Annotated in this window: 18 protein-coding genes and 1 pseudogene; 14 read left to right on the plus strand and 5 right to left on the minus strand. The window is 71.6% G+C overall.

Annotated features, from left to right (window positions below; all coding sequences use genetic code 11):
- Positions 1 to 25: 25 nt before the first annotated feature.
- Both ACZ7MG_RS13430 and ACZ7MG_RS13435 read left to right on the plus strand, forming a co-directional pair.
- Positions 26 to 1420: pseudogene (locus ACZ7MG_RS13430) on the plus strand (serine/threonine-protein kinase); the annotation flags it as partial.
- A 1630-nt stretch (positions 1421 to 3050) separates the two neighbouring features.
- Complete coding sequence (locus tag ACZ7MG_RS13435; RefSeq protein WP_471390108.1) at positions 3051 to 4622, plus strand: PstS family phosphate ABC transporter substrate-binding protein; 1572 nt, start codon at positions 3051 to 3053, stop codon at positions 4620 to 4622.
- A gap of 233 nt (positions 4623 to 4855) precedes the next feature.
- On the opposite strand, the gene ACZ7MG_RS13440 is transcribed toward ACZ7MG_RS13435, so the two are convergent.
- A complete protein-coding gene (locus ACZ7MG_RS13440) occupies positions 4856 to 5623 on the minus strand; it encodes an SLATT domain-containing protein (protein ID WP_471390111.1) in 768 nt (255 codons plus the stop codon).
- Between the two features lie 255 nt (positions 5624 to 5878).
- On the opposite strand from ACZ7MG_RS13440, the gene ACZ7MG_RS13445 reads away from it, so the two are divergent.
- The 5 genes from ACZ7MG_RS13445 (at position 5879) to ACZ7MG_RS13465 (ending at position 9258) form a co-directional block, all read left to right on the plus strand.
- Entirely contained in the window at positions 5879 to 6223 is a 345-nt protein-coding gene (locus ACZ7MG_RS13445) for a YbaB/EbfC family nucleoid-associated protein (RefSeq protein WP_471390114.1), read from the plus strand.
- 110 nt (positions 6224 to 6333) lie between these two features.
- Positions 6334 to 6933: a recombination mediator RecR gene (gene recR, locus ACZ7MG_RS13450; RefSeq protein ID WP_336541039.1), complete on the plus strand. Its 600-nt coding sequence runs from the start codon at positions 6334 to 6336 to the stop codon at positions 6931 to 6933.
- On the plus strand, positions 6926 to 7591 hold the full coding sequence (locus tag ACZ7MG_RS13455) for a DUF5063 domain-containing protein (protein ID WP_239756323.1): 666 nt from the start codon (positions 6926 to 6928) through the stop codon (positions 7589 to 7591). Before recR ends, ACZ7MG_RS13455 begins: the two co-directional genes overlap by 8 nt.
- Positions 7592 to 7732: 141 nt before the next feature.
- Complete coding sequence (locus ACZ7MG_RS13460) at positions 7733 to 8170, plus strand: hypothetical protein (RefSeq protein WP_471390117.1); 438 nt, start codon at positions 7733 to 7735, stop codon at positions 8168 to 8170.
- A gap of 152 nt (positions 8171 to 8322) precedes the next feature.
- Entirely contained in the window at positions 8323 to 9258 is a 936-nt protein-coding gene (locus ACZ7MG_RS13465) for a M56 family metallopeptidase (RefSeq protein ID WP_471390120.1), read from the plus strand.
- Between the two features lie 18 nt (positions 9259 to 9276).
- Here ACZ7MG_RS13465 and ACZ7MG_RS13470 read toward each other — a convergent pair whose 3' ends face one another.
- Both ACZ7MG_RS13470 and ACZ7MG_RS13475 read right to left on the minus strand, forming a co-directional pair.
- Positions 9277 to 10116 carry an alpha/beta fold hydrolase gene (locus ACZ7MG_RS13470; protein ID WP_471390122.1) on the minus strand — a complete coding sequence of 280 codons (840 nt, stop codon included), beginning with the start codon at positions 10114 to 10116 and terminating at the stop codon, positions 9277 to 9279.
- Entirely contained in the window at positions 10109 to 10540 is a 432-nt protein-coding gene (locus tag ACZ7MG_RS13475) for a hypothetical protein (RefSeq protein ID WP_471390125.1), read from the minus strand. Before ACZ7MG_RS13475 ends, ACZ7MG_RS13470 begins: the two co-directional genes overlap by 8 nt.
- A gap of 147 nt (positions 10541 to 10687) precedes the next feature.
- Between ACZ7MG_RS13475 and ACZ7MG_RS13480 the strand changes: the two genes are divergently transcribed.
- The 7 genes from ACZ7MG_RS13480 to ACZ7MG_RS13510 all read left to right on the plus strand — a co-directional run bounded on the left by ACZ7MG_RS13480 (position 10688) and on the right by ACZ7MG_RS13510 (position 16603).
- Positions 10688 to 11437, plus strand: a complete 750-nt coding sequence (locus ACZ7MG_RS13480) for a helix-turn-helix domain-containing protein (protein WP_471390639.1) — start codon at positions 10688 to 10690, stop codon at positions 11435 to 11437.
- A complete protein-coding gene (locus tag ACZ7MG_RS13485) occupies positions 11434 to 11625 on the plus strand; it encodes a DUF397 domain-containing protein (protein ID WP_471390128.1) in 192 nt (63 codons plus the stop codon). Before ACZ7MG_RS13480 ends, ACZ7MG_RS13485 begins: the two co-directional genes overlap by 4 nt.
- Before the next feature lie 295 nt (positions 11626 to 11920).
- On the plus strand, positions 11921 to 12997 hold the full coding sequence (locus ACZ7MG_RS13490; protein WP_471390131.1) for a hypothetical protein: 1077 nt from the start codon (positions 11921 to 11923) through the stop codon (positions 12995 to 12997).
- 87 nt (positions 12998 to 13084) lie between these two features.
- Entirely contained in the window at positions 13085 to 13360 is a 276-nt protein-coding gene (locus ACZ7MG_RS13495) for a hypothetical protein (protein ID WP_471390134.1), read from the plus strand.
- On the plus strand, positions 13357 to 13746 hold the full coding sequence (locus tag ACZ7MG_RS13500; protein ID WP_471390137.1) for a twitching motility protein PilT: 390 nt from the start codon (positions 13357 to 13359) through the stop codon (positions 13744 to 13746). The genes ACZ7MG_RS13495 and ACZ7MG_RS13500 overlap by 4 nt, the downstream gene beginning before the upstream one ends.
- 116 nt (positions 13747 to 13862) lie before the next feature.
- A complete protein-coding gene (locus tag ACZ7MG_RS13505; protein WP_471390139.1) occupies positions 13863 to 15950 on the plus strand; it encodes an NB-ARC domain-containing protein in 2088 nt (695 codons plus the stop codon).
- Positions 15951 to 16102: 152 nt separating this feature from the next.
- Positions 16103 to 16603, plus strand: coding sequence for an SgcJ/EcaC family oxidoreductase (locus ACZ7MG_RS13510; RefSeq protein WP_471390141.1), 501 nt, complete (start codon positions 16103 to 16105; stop codon positions 16601 to 16603).
- A 34-nt stretch (positions 16604 to 16637) separates the two neighbouring features.
- On the opposite strand, the gene ACZ7MG_RS13515 is transcribed toward ACZ7MG_RS13510, so the two are convergent.
- Both ACZ7MG_RS13515 and ACZ7MG_RS13520 read right to left on the minus strand, forming a co-directional pair.
- Positions 16638 to 18086: a HAMP domain-containing sensor histidine kinase gene (locus tag ACZ7MG_RS13515; protein WP_471390144.1), complete on the minus strand. Its 1449-nt coding sequence runs from the start codon at positions 18084 to 18086 to the stop codon at positions 16638 to 16640.
- The gene (locus tag ACZ7MG_RS13520; RefSeq protein WP_471390147.1) at positions 18083 to 18832 is read right to left on the minus strand and encodes a response regulator transcription factor; all 750 of its coding nucleotides are present in this window, start codon (positions 18830 to 18832) and stop codon (positions 18083 to 18085) included. Before ACZ7MG_RS13520 ends, ACZ7MG_RS13515 begins: the two co-directional genes overlap by 4 nt.
- Between the last annotated feature and the right edge of the window lie 266 nt (positions 18833 to 19098).

Below are 19098 nucleotides of genomic sequence, written 5' to 3' on the forward strand. Positions count from 1 at the left end.
CGCGGGGAAGACGGGGGACGTGGCCATGGAGAAGCTCGGGCCTGGGGATCCGCAGCGGATCGGGGCGTACCGGCTGCTCGCGCGGCTGGGGGCCGGCGGGATGGGGAACGTGTACCTGGCCCGCTCCGAGCGCGGCCGTACCGTCGCCGTGAAACTGGTCCGGCAGGAGTTGGCGGAGCGGGAGGAGTTCCGGGCGCGGTTCCGGCAGGAGGTGCGGGCCGCGCGGCAGGTGGGCGGGTACTGGACGGCGCCGGTGCTGGACGCGGACACCGAGGCGGGGATCCCGTGGGTCGCCACCGGGTACGTCGCCGGGCCCTCGCTGCAGGCGGTGGTCGGGCGGGACCACGGGGCGCTGCCCGAGCGGTCCGTACGGATCCTCGGGGCGGGGCTCGCGCACGCGCTTCAGGACATCCACGCGGCCGGGATCGTCCACCGGGACCTCAAGCCGTCCAATGTGCTGGTGACCATCGACGGGCCGCGTGTCATCGACTTCGGGATCGCGCGGGCGCTGGAGACCGTGACGGACGGCGGGCTCACGCGCACGGGCGCGCTCGTCGGGTCGCCCGGTTTCATGGCCCCCGAGCAGGTGCGCGGCGACCGGATCACCCCCGCGTGCGACGTCTTCTGCCTCGGCTCGGTCCTCTCCTACGCCGCCACCGGCAACCTCCCCTTCGGCGCCGCCAACTCCGGTGTCCACGCGCTGATGTTCCGCATCGCCCAGGAGGAACCGGACCTTACGGGGCTGCCGGAGGGGCTGTACGACATCGTCCGCGACTGCCTCCGCAAGGACCCCGCCGCCCGTCCCACCCTCGCCCAGATCCTCCAGCGCACCGGCGCCGAGGACACGGTCTTCGCCGGCCGCTCCCGCGACCCCTGGCTCCCGAGCGCCCTGGTCGCCCAACTGGGGCGACACGCGGTGCAGTTGCTGGAGGTGGAGAATCCGGAGGAGCCGGGGGCGGCGGGAGCCGCGGGAACCGCGGGTGCGCCGGGGGTGCCTGGGGTCTCGGGGGTGCCTGGGGTCTCAGGGGTGCCGGGGGCCGGGATGGCGAGGGTGCCGGGGGCTGCCGGTGGCCCGGGCGGGGTGGCTGCTGTGGGCGGTGCCGCCGCTTCGGGTGGCCCGGCGGCGGCTTCGGGTGACGGGGCGGCTGCCGGGGGCTCGGGTGCGTCGGCGGGTGAGTCCAGTGTGTCGGGTGGTGGTTCGGGGCGGCCGGGGCGTCCGGGTCCGGGCGAAGGCCCTGGTGTGTCGGGAGGCCCTGCAAGTAGCGGTCCTGCGGGGGCTTCGGGCTCCGCCGGGCAGGCGCCCGCAACAGTCCCGTCGGCCCCGTCGGCCCCCGGAGGCGTGAGCCCGTCGGCGTCGGGGTCGGGGTCGACTCACGCGAACCCGGCCGGTCCGGCTTCGGCGAGCCCTTCGGAGCCCGGCGCCGCGCACCCCGCTTCGGCGGGCCCGTCCGGTCCCGCCTCCGGCAACCCCGCTGGTCCCGCCTCCGCCGGCCCGCCTGCTCCTGCTCCCGCCGGCCCGCCCGTTCCCGCCGTGCCCCCCGTTCCCGCCGGGCCACCCGCTCCCGCCGGCCCGCCCTCCGCTCCGCCCGTGTATCCGCTGGGTGATCCCAGTTCTCCGTACGGTGGTTCGGGGGGTGTGGGCGGGGTTTCCGGGGCTCCGCAGGCGGGTGGGGCGGGTGCCGCTGCCGGTGGTCCCGGGTCGTCGTCCGAGCATCCGGCCGCCGCGCACGAGGGGGCCGTACCGCCTCCGCCGGGGGCGCCCGGGGCCGAGCCGTTCGACCGGATGCCCACACAGGTGGTCCGTACGGAGGGAACGCAGCCGCCTCCGCCCGGACCCGCGTCCGGGACCGGGACCGGTGGACATCACCCCGGTGCCGGGCCGGGTTCCGCGCCCGCCGGGTACGGCTTCCCTCAGGGGTACACCCAACAGCCCGCCGCCGGCGGATATGGACAACAGCAGCCCGCCCCCGGCTACCCGCAGCACCCCGGCGGCACCGCCCCCGGCTACGGCTACCCGCACAGCGCACCGCAGCCGCCGTACGGGACGCAACCGCCGTACGGGACACAGCCGCCGTACGGGCAAGGGCCCTACGGCGGTGGACCGGTGGCCGGAGGGGCCGCCGGGGCGGGACTGGGCGCGACGCCGCCGTACGGGCCCGAGCCCCTCTACGGACCCGATGCCCACCACGGACCCGGACCCCACCACGGACCCGATCCCCACCACGGACCCGACCCCTACTACGGACCCGGCGCCGGGCCGGGCCCCGAGCCCGCGCGCGGGAACCGCCGCTCCTCCGTGCTGCTCGTCGTCGTCGCCCTCGTGGTCGCGCTCGGCGCCGGCGGCACGGTGTACGCGGTGATGAAGAAGGGGGACGACGGGGGCAAGGGGAACGACGCGAAGGGCGGCACGGCGACCAGCGCGCCGCGGACCCTGGAACCGACGAGCGAGCAGCCGACGGATCCGGAGACCTCGCCGGACCCCACCACCGAGTCGCCCGACGCCGGCCCGATCCCGGCGGACTTCCTCGGCACCTGGACCGCCACCCTCGACGGCTCCAGCGGCGCCGACACCCGTCAACTCGTCATCCAGCAGGGCGAGGTCGGCGACACCGTGCTCTCCCTCACGGCGGACGGCCCGCTCGACGGCGGGGGCACGTACCACTGCGTGTTCGAGGCCGCGCTGACGGAGGAACCGGACGACGAAGGGCCCCTGCGGATCGGCCCCTCCACCGTCACCACCGGCGAACCGGCCGCCTCCTGCTCCCCCGGCGCCGCCACCACCGTCACCCTCCTGCCGAGCGGCGAGCTGCGGCGCGTCGACACAGCGGGGAAGGCGGTGACGTACGAGAAGGCCGACTGACCGCCCCCGCCCAGCAGTTGACGCCCCCCCGGCCCAGGCCCAGGCCCAGGCCCCGGCCCCGGCCCCGGCCCCGGCGAACTTCCGTTGAACTTCCGGCGCCGTATCCGGAATGTCCACGCACCGCCCGCCACCCCCGCCGTACCGTGTCCCCGCTTGACTGCGGAGCGTGAGGCTCGGGGGAGTGGCTCGGATGCAGGAGTGGCTGAGCGCGGAGAACGTGGTGGCGGTGGCGACCGCCATCGCCGGTGTCGTGGCGTCGGCGGTGATGGTCTGGTACGAGCGCCGGGTGCCGAGGCGGAAGCGCATCGGCTACCGCGTGCAGATGGACAACCCGATAGGCCACGACGTGCGTTCGGGCCGGGCCAACGTCCGGCTCGGCCTCTTCGACGAGGCCCCGGACATGTCCGACGCCACCCTGGTCCTGCTGCGCGTCGAGAACGACGGATCCCAGAGCATCGCCGACAACGACTACACGGGACGTGAACTGCACGGCCTCACCGCCGTGTTCAGCGGCCGGGTGATCCGCGGGGTCTCCGTCACCCAGCCGCTCGGTACCGACCATCTGATGGACCACTTCACCTCGTCCGCCGGCTTCGGCTACCGCGACGGCGTGCTCCGCATCCCCCGCGTCCCCCTCAACCGGGGCGAGCACTTCAAGCTGCTCGTCCTCCTCTCCGGCGGCGACGTCGACAGCCCGATCCGGCTCATCGGCGGCATCCGCGACGGCGAGGTGCACCCCAACCGCAGCGCCACGCCCGACGAGAAGCCGCCGCTGTTCAGCCGTGCGGCCCGGCTGATCACCGTGATGCTGACGCTGTGCGTGATCGCCCTGGCCGCGATCGTCGTCGTCCGGGACGACACCCCGCCGCCGATCGAGTGCGCGACGGGCGAGCTGACGCTGACCGGGTCGACGGCGTTCGCGCCGGTGCTGCGCGGGCTCGCGGAGGAGTACGAGAAGGACTGCGCGGGCGCCGAGATCCGGGTGGACGCGCGGGGGAGTTCGGCGGGGGTCAACGAACTCGCCACGCTGGGCGGTGAGTCGAAGAAGGGGTCCCCGGCGGTCATCGCGTTCTCCGACGGGCCGAGCACGAGCGACGATCCCGAACTGGTCGGCCACCGGGTCGCGTTGTCCGTCTTCACCCTCGTCGTCAACGACGGCGTCCGCCCGCCCGGCGGCACGCTGTCGACCGCCGACGTAAAGCGTATCTACCGGGGCGAGATCACCCGCTGGAGACAGCTCGACCGGTCCCTGCCCGACATCCCGGTCGTCCTCGTCAGCCGGGACGCCGACTCCGGCACCCGTCAGGTCTTCCAGCGGACCGTGCTGGACGGCTGGGAGCAGGTCGCCAGCACCTCGCTCGACTGCCGCCGGGTCGACGTCTCGACCGCCCGTGTCACCCGCTGCGAACTCGACTCCACCGAGCAGGTCCTCGCCAAGGTCGCCGAACTCCCCGGCGCCATCGGCTACAGCGAGATCAACCTCACCACCCGCCGCACCGGCCTCCACAGCCTCGCCCTCGACGGCCACCGGGCCTCCGTCGAGGCCCTGGAGCGGGGCGACGCGACCTACCCGTACTACGGCGCCGAGTACGCCTACACCTACCGCCGCCCGCCCGCCAACTCCCTCGCCGACAGCTTCCTCGCCCATATCCGGCGCGGCACCGCGCAGAGCGTCATCCGCAACCATGGGCACGTGGCGTGTGAGACGGCGACGGGGGCGCGGTTGTGCGACGAGAGGGCGCGGGACGATGCGGCAGGTTGAACGGGGGCGCCTAATAGCTCGGGGGGTGTGAGTTCGTAGGCGGCTGCGGGTGCGTCGTGGTTGCTCGCGCAGTTCCCCGCGCCCCTGAAAGGGCCGCAGGCCCTGACGGGCCCGCGCCCCTTTCGGGCCGAAAAGCATGGGGCGCAGCCCCTGCTTTTCAGGGGCGCGGGGAACTGCGCGAGAAGCCCCACCGGCCCGCGCCCGAACAACCGCCCCAAGAACCCCCCACCCCCCTACCGAGCCTCCGGCGGCCGCTGGCGAGGCATGTTCGGCCGTGCCCCCGGCGGCAAGGGAACCCGCCCGTTCACCCCCACCTCGGGCCGAGCGACCACACCCCCCACCTGCACACCCAACGGCGCGGACCCCGTCCCAAACTCCACCATCCAGTCCGCCGTCTCCGCCCGCACCAACTCCGTCACATCCTCGGAGAACCTCCGCAGCACCCCGAGACACCGCTCAGCCGCCTCCCCGGCCGTCCCCTCCGCCGGCCCCAGCACCTCCCGCGCGCTCTCGGACGCCCAGTCGAACCGCAGCACCTGCAGCCGCCGCTGCACCGCCTGCGCCGTGGCGACATCCCGCATCCACCCGGAGGTGACCCCGAAGAACCGATCCACCGCGACGCAGGCGACACAGGACAGCAGCGCGAGATACCCCCAGGGCGCCACCCCGCCCACCGCTCCGGTGAGGTCGAGCAACGGCAGCGCCGCCCCGGCGAGCGCCCCCGCCGCCGCCCCGACGCGCAGCACGCGTGCCACCGTCCGTTTCCACACCCGGTCCGTGAGATACCACGCGGCGGTCTCCAGCGCCGCCCGCTCGACCCAGTGGTACAGCTCCTCCAGCCGCTCGGCCGGCGCCCCCCAGTCCCCCTGCGGAAACGGCCGCCCGGCCAGGTCCCCCACCCACGGCCCGGTCGTCGACGCCCACGGCTCCGCCCACAGCCCGGACCCCTCACCCCGCCCGTCCTGGGGTCCTCCCTCGGGCTGCATCTCCGGCTGGCTCACCCGGCACTCCCTACGTACTACGGCGCTCACGCACCACCCTGACGCGGCCGGACCCTTCCTACCGCCCAATGGGTGGCGAAGATGGTGTTTTCACCGCTTATCCCCTGGAAGATGCCCTTGATCAGGTATACGAATCCCCGGCCGACTCACTCGAAAGAGTGGCCCGGCAGAGGCCGGGCCGACCACGTAGGCTCGTGACGACCGTAGGTAGAGACCCCGGGTAGAGACCTACCCGTACGTACGAGGGAGCTGAACGTGATCCCCGGTGGTGGCCAGCCCAATATGCAGCAGCTGCTCCAGCAGGCCCAGAAGATGCAGCAGGACCTGGCGCAGGCGCAGGAGGAACTCGCGCGGACGGAGGTCGACGGGCAGGCGGGCGGCGGTCTGGTGAAGGCCACGGTCAACGGCTCCGGCGAGCTGCGCGGCCTGAAGATCGACCCGAAGGCGGTGGACCCGGAGGACACCGAGACCCTCGCCGACCTGATCGTCGCGGCCGTCCAGGCGGCCAACGAGAACGCCCAGGCCCTCCAGCAGCAGAAACTGGGCCCCCTCGCCCAGGGTCTCGGCGGCGGCGCGGGCATCCCCGGCCTGCCCTTCTGAACAACTCCGCGACCCCCCTCTGACCCCATCCGTGCCTCGTACCGCCTTCCTCGGAGCGGCGGCGGCCGACTACGGTACGTACGGAAAGACACCAGGAAGGACGGCAGTCCGTGTACGAAGGCGTGGTCCAGGACCTCATCGACGAGTTGGGGCGGCTGCCCGGCGTCGGTCCCAAGAGCGCGCAGCGGATCGCCTTCCACATCCTGCAGGCGGAGCCGACGGACGTACGGCGGCTCGCGCAGGCCCTCCTCGAAGTGAAGGCGAAGGTCCGTTTCTGCGCGACCTGCGGCAATGTCGCGCAGGAGGAGCTGTGCGGGATCTGCCGCGACCCGCGCCGGGACGTCTCGGTCATCTGTGTCGTGGAGGAACCGAAGGACGTCGTCGCGATCGAACGCACTCGCGAATTCCGGGGCCGGTACCACGTCCTCGGCGGCGCGATCAGCCCGATCGAGGGCGTCGGCCCCGACGATCTGCGTATACGGGAGCTGCTGGCCCGCCTGGCCGACGGGACGGTCACCGAGCTGATCCTGGCCACGGACCCCAATCTGGAAGGCGAGGCCACGGCCACGTACCTCGCCCGCATGATCAAACCCATGGGCCTCAAGGTCACCCGCCTGGCCAGCGGCCTCCCGGTGGGTGGCGACCTGGAATACGCGGACGAGGTGACCCTCGGCCGCGCCTTCGAGGGGAGACGATTGCTCGATGTCTGACGCCACGCTGCACGCGACGGACCTGAACCCGGACGACTTCGCGGTCCAGATCGCGGACCAGATCGAGAGCTTCCTGGTCGCCGTCACCGAGGTGGCCAAGGGCGACGAGCCGGACTCGGCCGTGCCCTTCCTCCTCCTGGAGGTGTCCCAGCTGCTCCTGGCCGGCGGGCGCCTCGGCGCGCACGAGGACATCGTGCCGGACGAGCGCTACGAGCCCGACCCGGGTTTCGAGCCGGACGTGGACGAGCTGCGCGAACGCCTCGCCGTCATGCTCGACCCGGTCGACGTCTACTCCGAGGTCTTCGACCCCTACGAGCCCCGCAAGGCGCCGGTCCCGGCCCGGATCTCCGACGACCTCGCCGACGTCATCGCCGACCTCCGCCACGGCATGGTCCACTACCGCGCGGGCCGCACCACCGAGGCCCTGTGGTGGTGGCAGTTCTCCTACTTCTCCAACTGGGGCTCCACCGCCTCGGCAACCCTCCGCGCCCTCCAGTCCCTGGTCGCCCACGTCCGCCTCAACCAGCCCCTCGCCGAACTGGACGGCCTCGACACCGACCAGGAACTCATGGGCGACGAAACCCTGGAGTTCGAGGCGGGCCAGGTCATGGCGGAGGAGATCGCGGGCCCGCTGGGGCTGGGCAGGAAGGTCAAGTAGCCGTCCGCTTCGGCCCGTCCGCTTCGGCTCGTCCGCTTCGGCATCGGGCCCCGCACCGTCGGCCGCGGGCCGGTGATCCGTGTGGGGAGGCAACTCTCCCCGTGGGGCCCGCCGTTCGTCACCATGCCCCACAATGCCCCCATGACATTGAAGCCGTGGGCGTGGGCCGGTCTGGGGATCGCGGGGGCGGGCGTGGTCACCCTGGTCGGGTTCGCGTTCGTCGATCTGGGGTCGGCGGATCAGATCGCGAGCGTGGCCGGGGGGTCCGCGGGCGTGATCGGCCTGGCTCTCGCCGCCATCGCGCAGTTCGGCGGCTCGTCCGCGCCTCCGGCCCCGCCGGTCCCGCCCGCCCCCGTGCCTCAGCCCTCGCCCGACGTCCACGCATCCGGCGCGGGCGCGATCGCCGCCGGAGGCAGCATCGGCTCGGCGTCCACCGGCGGTACGACCCCGCCGCCGCAGAACCAGCCCACCACCCCGCCCTCCTCCGGCGCCCCCGGCCCGGGTGCGAACGTGACCGCCTCCGGCCGTGGCTCCATCGCGGCGGGCGGCGACATCGGCTCGGCGACGACAGGCACTTGATCGGCACCGGTCCCGGGCACCTGATCGTCGCCGGTCCGGGGTGCTTCGGGGATGGCATCCGTCCCGTTCACCGGTAGCGTGTCACCCGGCCGTGGAGGCCAGTCCCTCGTGCACGGCCCGCCCGCCCCCGACCAGGAACCGGACCCAATGACGTGACCGTTCTCCTGCTCCTACTCGCCGCCGTGGCGCTGACCGCCGCCGTGCTCGGCCCCCGTGCCCTGGTGAAGGCGGTGTGGCCCGAGCGGGAACCCGTGGTCGCGCTGTGGACGTGGCAGTGCCTGGTGGCGGCGGCGCTGCTGAGCTGCCTTGCGGCGCTGGTGCTGGGCGCGGCGGCGGTGTTCGAGACGGTGCGGACGCATGCGTTCGCGCCCGCACCCCCGGCCGTGACCGCCGCGTACGACCTCACGGCGGCGCCGCCCTGGACGGCCGTACTGACGCTGGTGCTGGCCCTGGGCGCGGCCTGGAGCGGTGCGATGCTAGCCCGCGAGCTGGTCGAGGCCCGGCGTCGGCGGCAGTCGCGCCGTGCGCATCTGCGGGAGCGCGCCCCCGATCTCCCGGCGGGTCTGCCGCAGGCGAAGGGGCCGCTGCTGGTGCTGGAGGACGAGTACCCCGACGCGTGGCTGATGCCGGGCGCCCCGCCCCAACTGGTCGTCACCACGGGCGCGTTGGGCAAGCTGAGCGACCGTCAGCTGGACGCCGTGCTCGCCCATGAACTCGGCCACGCCCGCGCCCGCCACGACTGGCTGCTCCACCTCTCCACCGCCCTCGCCACGGGCTTCCCGCGCGTCCCCCTCTTCGCCCACTTCGCCGACCAGACCCACCGCCTGGTCGAACTCGCCGCCGACGACACGGCCTCCCGCCGCTGCGGCCACCTCACCACCGCCCTCGCCCTCATCGAACTCAACCAGCACCGGGGCGTGTTGAGCTGCTCCAACACCCGCCGCCTGCTGGGCGACCGGGTGGAGCGCCTCCTCGAACCCCCGCCCCGCCTGGACCGGACCCACCGCGCGGCCACCACGACGGCCGCCGCGCTCCTGGCCCTCCTCCCGCTCCTGATCGCGTTCGCCCCGGCGCTGGGCACGCTCTAGGCATCGCCTGAACGACGACTAGGCGACGGTGTTGAGGAACTCCAGGAGCGCGCCGGTGAGTTCGGAGGGCGCGTCCTCCTGGACGAGGTGCCCCGCCCCGGCGACCGGCACGAACCGCGCCCCCGGAATCCGGTCGGCCAGCTCCCGCCCCTTGGCGATCGGGATCCAGCCGTCCGCCTCGCCCCAGCACACCAACGCCGGGATACCGATCTCCCCGTACCGCCCCTGGATCTCGTCCGTGTGCGCCTGATCCGCCTGGGCGATCTGCCGGTAGAAGGCGGGCTGACCGTCCTCGCCGAGCCATGGCTCCACGAGCCGGTCGAGAACGGCCGGGTGCAGCCCGGGGCCGCTCGCGGAAGCCACGTATTCCCGCACCAGGGCCCGGTGCAGCGCGGGCGGCAGCTGTTCGAAGACCCCGGCGTGGCGGCCGAGCAGCCGGAAGGACGGAGAGCCCCAGGGAGCGAGGGCCACGGGGTCGACGAGCGCGAGGGCGCGGTACCGGGCCCCGTGCAGCAGATGCGCCCGCAGCGACACCGCCCCGCCGAAGTCGTGCGCCACGACCAGCGGCTCGTCCAGTCCCCAGTGCGCCAGCAGCTCGGCGAAGACCCGCCCCTGCGCGGCCAGCGACACGTCCTGAGCCGCGTACTTGGCCGACGCCCCGTACCCCGGCATGTCCCACACGAACACCTGATACCGCCCGGTGCCGGCCAGCCCACGGGCCAAACCCCGCCAGACGTACGACGAGAAGGGCGTCCCGTGCAGGAGGACGACCGGATCCCGTCCGGGCTCGCCGACCGTGCCCCAGCGCACGTCCCCGGACGCACTCCGGAAGGTCTCGGTCAGCCGTACTTCACTCATGGTCGGGCCTCTCCCGATGCGATACGGCGGTCACCGCTGCCATGAGCAACTCCGGGTCGACGTAAGTTGTTTCGGGGGTCGGCTCGGAGTACCAGCGCAGCGGGAACGTGTTGCCGCCGAGGGCCGGGATGCCGACGTAGGTCACGGTCCGCATGGTCCTCGCGGTCATACCGAACCGCTGCACCCCCGGCAGCCAGGCGTGTCTGTGCACCGTCCCCGGCCGCAACAGGAAGTACATCCACCGGAACCCGGCCTGTTCCAGCACGACCGCCCCCGCGTCCCCGTCGGCCCGCTCGACCAACTCCCTCGCGACCAGCTCCCCGCGCCCGCCTTCGATCCGTACGGCGTCGAAGTGCACGCCGATCACACGCAGCCGGTGTCCCGCCACGGGGACCCAAGGGGGCCGGTGAATTGCGTTCGTCATGGTCACACGGTGGCGAGGGGCGGGCTACGCTCGGTAGTGACTGAGGTGATACACGGCGGTGTGTATCGGTCGGAGGTGCGCGCGGTGTCGGTCCAGTACAACGCCAACTCCCAACCACCGGTTGCCTGGCGCTACGGCGGCAACCAGATGAAACGCTGGCGCACGAAGGCGAACGTGAGCCGCGAGGAGCTGGCCGAGGCCGCGAATTACTCACCGGACACGATCAAGTCCATGGAGCAGGGGGTACGGATGCCGACCCCGAGGGTGCTTGATGTGGCGGATGAGCTGTGCCGGGCGGAGGGGTTGCTGAGTGCGGCCAAGGAGTACCTGAAGAGGGAGCCCTTTCCCGCGAGGGCTCAGGACTTCATGGCGTACGAGCAGCTGGCGATCAGCCGTTGGTCGTACGAAGTGGCCCTCGTGCCCGGGCTGTTGCAGACCGAGACGTATGCGCGGGCGCTGATCGGCGACCACTGCCCGCCGTTGGAGGAGGAGACCGTCGAGGAGCGTGTCGCCGCGCGGCTGCGCCGCCAGGAGCTGCTGACGCGCAGGCCGCCGGTCGCCCTGAGCTTCGTGCTCTACGAGGCCGCCGTACAGGGGCCGTTGGTCGACAAGGAGCAGTTGCTGCACCTGCTGGCCACGGGATCCCGCAACAACGTGGCGATCCAGGTGCTGCCGTACGCCCGCGCGATCTCGGTCGCCCTCATGGGCCCCATGGTGCTGCTGGAGACCCGTGAGCGGGAGCGATACGCCCTGTCCGAGGGGCAGTCGGTGAGCCAGTTCACCTCGGATCCGGAAGTGGTCTCGAAGCACACCGAGCGACTTAGCATGATCCGTGCCGTGGCCCTCAGCCCCGCTGAGTCGGTCACCTTCCTCGAACGGATGGCGGAGGACCTGTGACCGAGCACCTGGTGTGGTTCAAGTCGAGTTACAGCGACTCCGAGGGTGCCGACTGCGTCGAAGTCGCCCTCCCCGTTGGCCACTTGACCGTCCACATACGCGACTCCAAGAACCCCACCGGCCCCACCCTCACCCTCACCGCCCCCGCCTGGTGCGCCTTCATCTCCGCAGGTCAGCCCGGAGCTTGAGCCCCGGGGCCCGAGCTCCTCCATGGGGTTTCCAAGATCTCTGGGATGGGTGAAAAACCAACCCAACCAACCAAGCGTGTACGTGAGTTGAAGGGGCGTAACCCGAAAGGGTGACGTTCTGTGATCGGATTGCTTCGGAGCGTGAAGTCCCTCTAGGTTCGCGGCGAACGACCAAATAGATCGGCCCCGGCGGGTGCACCAACACCACTGCCAGGGCCTAGACCTACGGATCGAATGAGAGTCGATCGTGGCTTACGCCCACCCTAGTGCTGCCCTGCCTTCCCCGTCCCACCCGATGGCCAAAACGGGTTACGGAAAACGCTCCGTAGGTGACGAAGACCCGGAAGCAGACGCGAACTTCGCACATCTGCGCCCTCGCGACGCCGAGATCGCCGTCTTCATCGACCACCTCGACAACGGTCACTCCATGGCCCACAAGGTGCTCGCCGCGGAGCACCCCCGCTACGGTCAGCAGGCGATCCGCACCTCGCTGAACCACCTCGTCGGCGCCGGCCATCTGCGCTGGATCAAGGAACACATCAGCCTCGACGACAACACGATGCGTTGGGTGACGCGGACGTACTGGTCGCGTACGCCCAGGTCGGTGGAGTGGTGGGCGGACTTCGCGCGGAGGCGGAACGGCAAGGACGTCACCGAGGACTGGCGGCCGGGCCTGGCGCGAGTCGAGGACCCTGCCGCGCAGCCGGTCGCGGAAGCGTCAGAGGCCCAGGAGGGCGACCCCGGTGAGGAGGGCCCCGGCGAGGACAGCGCCGCGTACCGCACGCTCGCGCTGCTGCGGATCACCGACCGCCGCATGCCCCTCTCGCACGCCGAATGCCAGGCCCTGGAGCCGCTTGCCGCCGAATGGCTGGCACGCGGTGCGACACAGGACGACATCACCCGAGCCCTGACCGACGGGCTTCCGCCCGAGGTCGCCAACCCGGGCGGACTCGCCCGCAGACGACTGGAGAACAAGATGCCCCCTGAGCACATCGACGCCGCTCGCGCGGTGCCGGAGGAGAGGCCCGTACGCGCCCGTGTGACGCGCGTACTCATGCTCTGCGCCATCTGTCAGCAGGACGAACGCGTCGTGAAACTCGACCGGGGCATCTGTGTGACGTGCCGCGAGGAGGACGACCGGAACCCGATGACCGACGAGGAGATCGTCCGGGGCTTCGAGGAGATCGCCCACGACGGGGTCATGGCCGCACATTTCCTCAAGCAGAAGATGGAGCGCGGGACGGGTGGCCCGGTGCCGGACACGTTCCGCCCGGTCCCGGTCGACGACCTCGTGCACTACCACTTCCGCGACAACCGGGACCGCATCGCGAACGGGTTGCCGCCGAGGCGCTGGAACTGGGCCCGGGGGTGACGGGCGTGCAGGCCCACGCCGCCGCTCCCGTGCGGTCGCCGCCAAGCGGTCCTGGCACCAGCGAGCGTTCCGGAATACATTCGTAATATGCCAGAGAAGGTGAAGTTCAGCGTGAGTCTCGACGCCGAACTCGGCAAGGCGCTACGGCAGTGCGCCGAGGCCGAGGACGAGCAGATCTCGACTGTGGTCAGCCGGGCGCTGGAGCAGTACCTCGACAAGCGACGCGTCCTGCGCGAAGGGCTGTGGGCGATGGAGGAGCACTTCGACGAGCACGGCCGGCCGACGGCCGAGGAGACGGCTGAGGTCGACGCGTGGATCGACGACCTCTTCGGCGAGTCGCGGAAGGAGCGCCGCAGCGCATGACGCACATCGTCTACGACACGGGCGCGCTGATCGCCGCCGCCAAGAACGACCGGCGTTTCCTGCATCGGCACTTCGGGTTGATCGGCGCCGGGAAGGTGCCCATCGTCCCGGCGGGGGTTCTCGCACAGGGCTGGGACAGGCGTCCGAAGGCCGTGGCGCTCCATCGCGTACTGCGCGGATGCGAGGTGCTGCCGTTCAACGCGACGTTCGCCAAGGCGGCGGCGCTTCTCTGCCAGGAGAACAAGACCGCCGACGTCATCGACGCCAGCGTCGTCCTAGCGTCCATCGCCTACGACGAGGCGCCGATCCTCACCGACGACCTGGGGGACATCCGAGCCCTGGCCGACTGCGCGGGCCGTAAACGCATCCGCGTCGAGCGACCGTGACAGTCGCTCAAGCCCTCGCCCTCGTCCTCGCCCACGTCCGCGCCCATTTCGCGTGACCTGTTGTGTCCCCGACGCCATGATGTGTCCCACGGGTCGTGCGTGGAACGGGGCGAACGGTGAGTGACGTGGCGGCGGGGGAGGAAGCGTCCGGGGGACGTTCGGTGGAGGCCTCCGGGGAGCGGGCCGTCGCGGCCGGGCGGGACATCGGGCAGGTGGCCGCCGGGGACTTCGTCACTCAGGTGGAACGGGCGACCGTCCTGCCCGCGGAGGCGCTCGCGGTCGGGGAGGTGACCTGGCCGGTGCGGTATCTGCCCCGGCGGACCGCGCAGTTCGTGGGGCGGGAGCGGGAACTCGCCCTGCTGGACGCGGCGTTCGAGGAGCCCGGCGGTGTCGTGGTGCACGCCGTGCACGGGCTCGGCGGGGTCGGGAAGTCGACACTGGCCGCGCGGTGGGCCGCCGGGCGGGGCGCCGACGTCAACCCCGTCTGGTGGATCGCCGCCGAGTCCCGGGCCCAACTCGACGCGGGTCTCGCGGACTTGGGCCGGGCCCTGGCGCCCGCGCTGGCCGGCACCCTCCCGGAGGCGGCCCTCCGGGAACGTACGCTCCAGTGGCTCTCCGCCCACGACGGCTGGCTCCTCGTCCTCGACAACGTCGACGACCCCGCCGACATCGAACCACTGCTCGCACGGACGGCGAACGGCCGGTTCCTCGTCACCACCCGCCGGGGAGCGACGAGTTGGCGTGGGATCGCACACACCTTGGAACTGGATGTTCTCGCACGTGACGAAGCTGTCGACCTGTTCACGACGATCTACGAGGGTCAGACGGACGGTGTCGAGGAACTCTGTGCCGAACTGGGGCGTCTGCCCCTGGCCATCGACCAGGCCGCCGCCTACTGCCGCGAGGCGTCTGTCACCCCGCGCACCTACCTCGACCTGGCCGCGCACCGTCCGGCCGACATGTACGCCGCCACGGCGGAGGGCGGTGACGCGGAGCGGACGGTCGCGAGGGTGTGGCACATCACTCTGAACCGGCTGGCCGACACCCGGGCCGCCAAGGGCATCCTGCGGACGATCGCCTGGTGCGCGCAGGACGGCATTCCACGGGCCTACCTGAACGGGCTCGCGGACCCCGTCGAGCTGACCGAAGGCCTGCGGCGCCTCGCCGCCTACAGCATGATCCGGCTGGACGGCGACATGATCTCCGTCCACCGTCTGGTCCAGGCGGTGTCCCGGACCGCGGAGCCCGCGTCGGACATCGGTGTCCGCAACTTCGTCGCCCGCCTGCTGCACCAGGTCCGCCCCAAGGACACGATCTGGGGCGAGGCGGCGCAGGTCTGGGTCAGGCACGTCGAGGCGATGGCGAGTCATACGCCACCGGACTCCGACACCGAGGAACTGGCCATGCTCTTCGCGCATGCCGGTGCGCACCTCTCGAGGACCGACCCGGTGCGCGCCATGGCGCTGGGCGAGAGGGGCGCCGCCGGTTTGGAACGTCACGGGGAGAGCGCGGAGGCCGCCCGTGTCGTCCGCCATACGAAGACCCTGTTGCACCTGATGAGCCGTGACCATGGGCAGGCCGCCGCACTGCTGGAGCAGGATCTGGAGGACGCCGTCCGCCGGTTCGGCGCCGGTGACGTCCGCACGCTGAGGCCGCGTGACGCACTCGCCCTCGCACTCTCCGAGGTGGACTCCGCCAAGGCGGAGGCCATCGCCCGTGAGAACGTCGAGCGGGGCACGCTGGTCCTGGCCTCCGACGACCCGTTGCTGTTCCGCCTTCGGCTGAGGCTGAACATGATCACCTGGACAACGCCGGATCTGCCTGGCGTCGAGGCGCTGCTCGCCGAAGCCGCCGAGATACTCGACGAGGACGACCCGGATGTCGCGTTCCTCGAACGGTGGCGCCTCCACACGCTGCGGGCCACCGGAGAAACGGCGGTCGCCCTCGAACTGGCCGAACGGCTGGTCGTGTCGCACCGGAACATCCTGGGTGGCCTGGATCCCGTCACCTTGGAACTGCGGGTGGTGCACATCAACCTCGTATCGCGCGTCGGGGAGAGGACCCGCGCGAAGACGCTCTTCTCGGAACTCATGGAAGAGTGCCTGGAGGCCGCCGACGGTGACCGGCGGGACGAGCGCCCGCTTCAGTACGTAATGGAGCGTTTCGGCATGACCGAGAAGCAGTCGAATGCTCGCTTGGAGTAGTCGACTGCTCGCCCTGTGTGAGTTGTTCGTTCCTTGCATCAGCCCTGTACGTCCGCTGCACCGCCCCTAACCGCCCCCACGCGAATCTTGAGTCACTTCCACCGCACAGGAAGCGGAGGCAGTAACACACCGAGTTCGCAGGGGAGATCGCGATGACCAGGAAGAACCGGATACGCGCCGCCATCGTCACGGCGGTCGCAGTCGTCACCGCGGGTACGGTCACCGTCGGGGTCAGCACGGCCGGGGCCGAGGCCGCGCCGAAGAAGCCGTCCAAGAAGGAGATCGCGGCGCTCTTCGACGGCTGGAACAAGGCGCTGCAGACCGGTAGTTCGAAGAAGGTGGCCGACCGGTACGCCAAGGACGCGGTGCTGCTGCCGACCGTCTCCAACAAGGTCCGCACCGACCGCGCCGGCATCGTCGACTACTTCGACCACTTCCTGGAGAACAAGCCGGTCGGCAAGAAGATCAAGTCGCACATCAACGTCCTCGACAGCAACTCCGCGCTCGACGCCGGTACGTACGCCTTCACGCTCACCGACCCGAAGACCGGCAAGAAGCGTGTCGTCGAGGCCCGCTACACCTACGAGTACGAGAAGCGGAACGGCGTGTGGAAGATCGTCAACCACCACTCGTCCGCGATGCCCGAGGGCTGAGCCCCCAGATCGTGGCTGAGCCACACCCCCCGGCTCAGCCACCCCCGTGTCGCGCCGCGCGCAGCGTGAGCGCGACGCACAGGCCGCCTCCGGGCGCGTCCTTGAGGGTCACGGTCCCGTTGTCGTCGGTGACGAGTTGCTTGACGACGGCGAGGCCGAGGCCCGAACCCGACTTCCCGGTGAGGCCCTGACCGCGCCAGAAGCGGTCGAAGGCGCGGGACTTCTCGGCGTCCGACATACCGGGCCCCTGGTCCAGCACCGACAGCACCACCTCCTCGCCCCGGGTCTCCACCGAGACCGTGATGGTCGCACCGTCCGGTGAGACCTCCAGGGCGTTGGAGAGCACGTTGTCCAGTACCTGCTCCAAGTGACCGGGACTGGCCAGCACAAGCAGCCGGCCGTCGGCACTCCCCCTGAGCGCGATGGTGACTCCGCGCTCGTCGGCGGCCGGCCTCCACACGTCGAGACGTTCCCCGATGATCTCGCGCAGGGACAGCGGTTCCGCCGCCGTCACCTTCGCCTCGGCCCGCGCCAGCACCAGCAGGCCGTTGACCAGGCGGCTCATCCGGACCACCTCGGCGGTCGCCTGCTCCACGTCCTCCCGTACGAACTCGTCGTCCGTGCCGTCCGCGATGTTGTCCAGCGACAGGCGCAGGGCCGTGAGGGGCGTACGGAGCTGGTGGGAGGCGTCGGCGACGAAGATCCGCTGCGAGGCGATCAGCGTGTCCAGGCGCTCGCCCGCCTGGTTGAGCGTGCGCGCCAGGGTCTGGGTCTCCTGGGGGCCGGTGACGGGGGAGCGGGCGGTCAGATCACCGTCGCTCATCTTGCTCGCCATCTCGTTGAGCTGGCGCAGCGGGGCGGTCAGGCGGCGGGCGGCGAACACGCCGATGAACGCGGCCGCCGCCAGGACCAGGACGGCCAGCCCCGCCCGGAAGCCCCAGATCGTCCAGAGACGGTAGGTGAGATGGTCGGTGGAGAACATGATCCGTACGGCGCCAACGACCTTCTTCGGCTCCGCTTCTGCTCCCGCTTCTGCTTCTGCTTCCGCTTCAGACTCCGACCCGGCCTCCGACTCCGACTTCTCGGCCGCCGAGCGCTCGAAGGCGGGGACCGTGACCACCAGGTTCTCGCCCCAGATGAAGTCGGAGCCCCAGTCGACGGTGGTCCTGCCGTGCTCCAGGGCGTCGGTCAGCGCCGTGTCGGCCTCCGGTTCCGGCAGCTTCGCCCGCGCGCACCGGTCGGTCGCGGTGACCTCGACCTTCTCCTCGTTGGGCGGGTACGCGCCGGCCAGCTGCGCCAGGGCCTCGCAGGAGGCCGTGTCACCGGTGCCCAGCAGCCGGGCCATGGTCCCGGCCTCGCGCTTCACGGCGTCGCTGGTGTCGTCCCGCAGCTGGTCCGTGAGCGTGAACGCCACCGGCACGGTGAACAGCGCGATCGCCACGGCCACGAGGAGCACATAGCTGCGGATGAGCTGACGGATCATGACGCGCCGGAGCCCTCACTGCCATCGGAGCCCGCGCCCGTGGCTGAGCCCGCGCCGGAGCCCGCGGCCTCGTTCTCGTTCACGATGAGCCGGAAGCCCACGCCCCGGACCGCCTCGATGGTGATCGCCCCGGCGAGCTTGCGCCGCAGCGCCGCCACATGGACGTCCAGCGTCTTCGTCGGCCCGAACCAGTTCGCGTCCCAGACCGCCTCCATGATCTGCTCGCGCGACATCAGCGCGCCCGGCTCCTCGGTGAGGAAGGCGAGGAGGTCGTACTCCTTCGGCGCGAGCGCCACCTCCGTACCGTCCAGACGCACGCGCGCGGCCTTGCGGTCGACGGTGAGGCGGGGGCCGTAGCGGTCGGGGCCGGCCGGGGGCGCGTCGGCGGCGCGCGGCTGGACGCGACGCATCACCGCCCTTATGCGGGCGATCACCTCGCGCACGCCGAACGGCTTGGAGACGTAGTCGTCGGCGCCCAGCTCCAGCCCGACCACGCGGTCCGTCTCGTCGCTGCGGGCGCTGATCACGATGATCGGCACCTGGCTGCGGCCCCGCAGGACCTTGCAGACGTCGAGGCCGTCGGTGTCGGGCAGCCCGAGATCGAGGAGGACGACGTCGTACGGGCCGTCGTACGAGAGCGCCGCCCCGCCCGTGTTGACCCACTCCACCTCGAAGCCGTATCGCAGGAGCCCTCGTCGCAGGGACTCGGCGACCGGCTCGTCGTCTTCCACCAGAAGTACGCGCACGCCATGACCCTAGTGCTTGACGACCCCGGTGCTTGAAAGTTGCCGTTCCATCCGGCCGCGGGAGGCGGGGAGGGGCCCTTGGTGTGACGCCCGGCACTTTTCCGGGCCGCCGTCGACTGTTCGGCCCCGACCTGGGCAGAGACGTTCCCGGAGCGGTCGAGGGTTCGGGGCGAGAAGCCGGGTGAAATCGGTGGACCGTCCGGAGAAAACCCAGGTGATCAAAGGGTGAGCGGGACATCTCACCATGCGATACCTGGGAAGGGAAA

It is taken from the genome of Streptomyces sp. NPDC107538 (assembly GCF_055657445.1).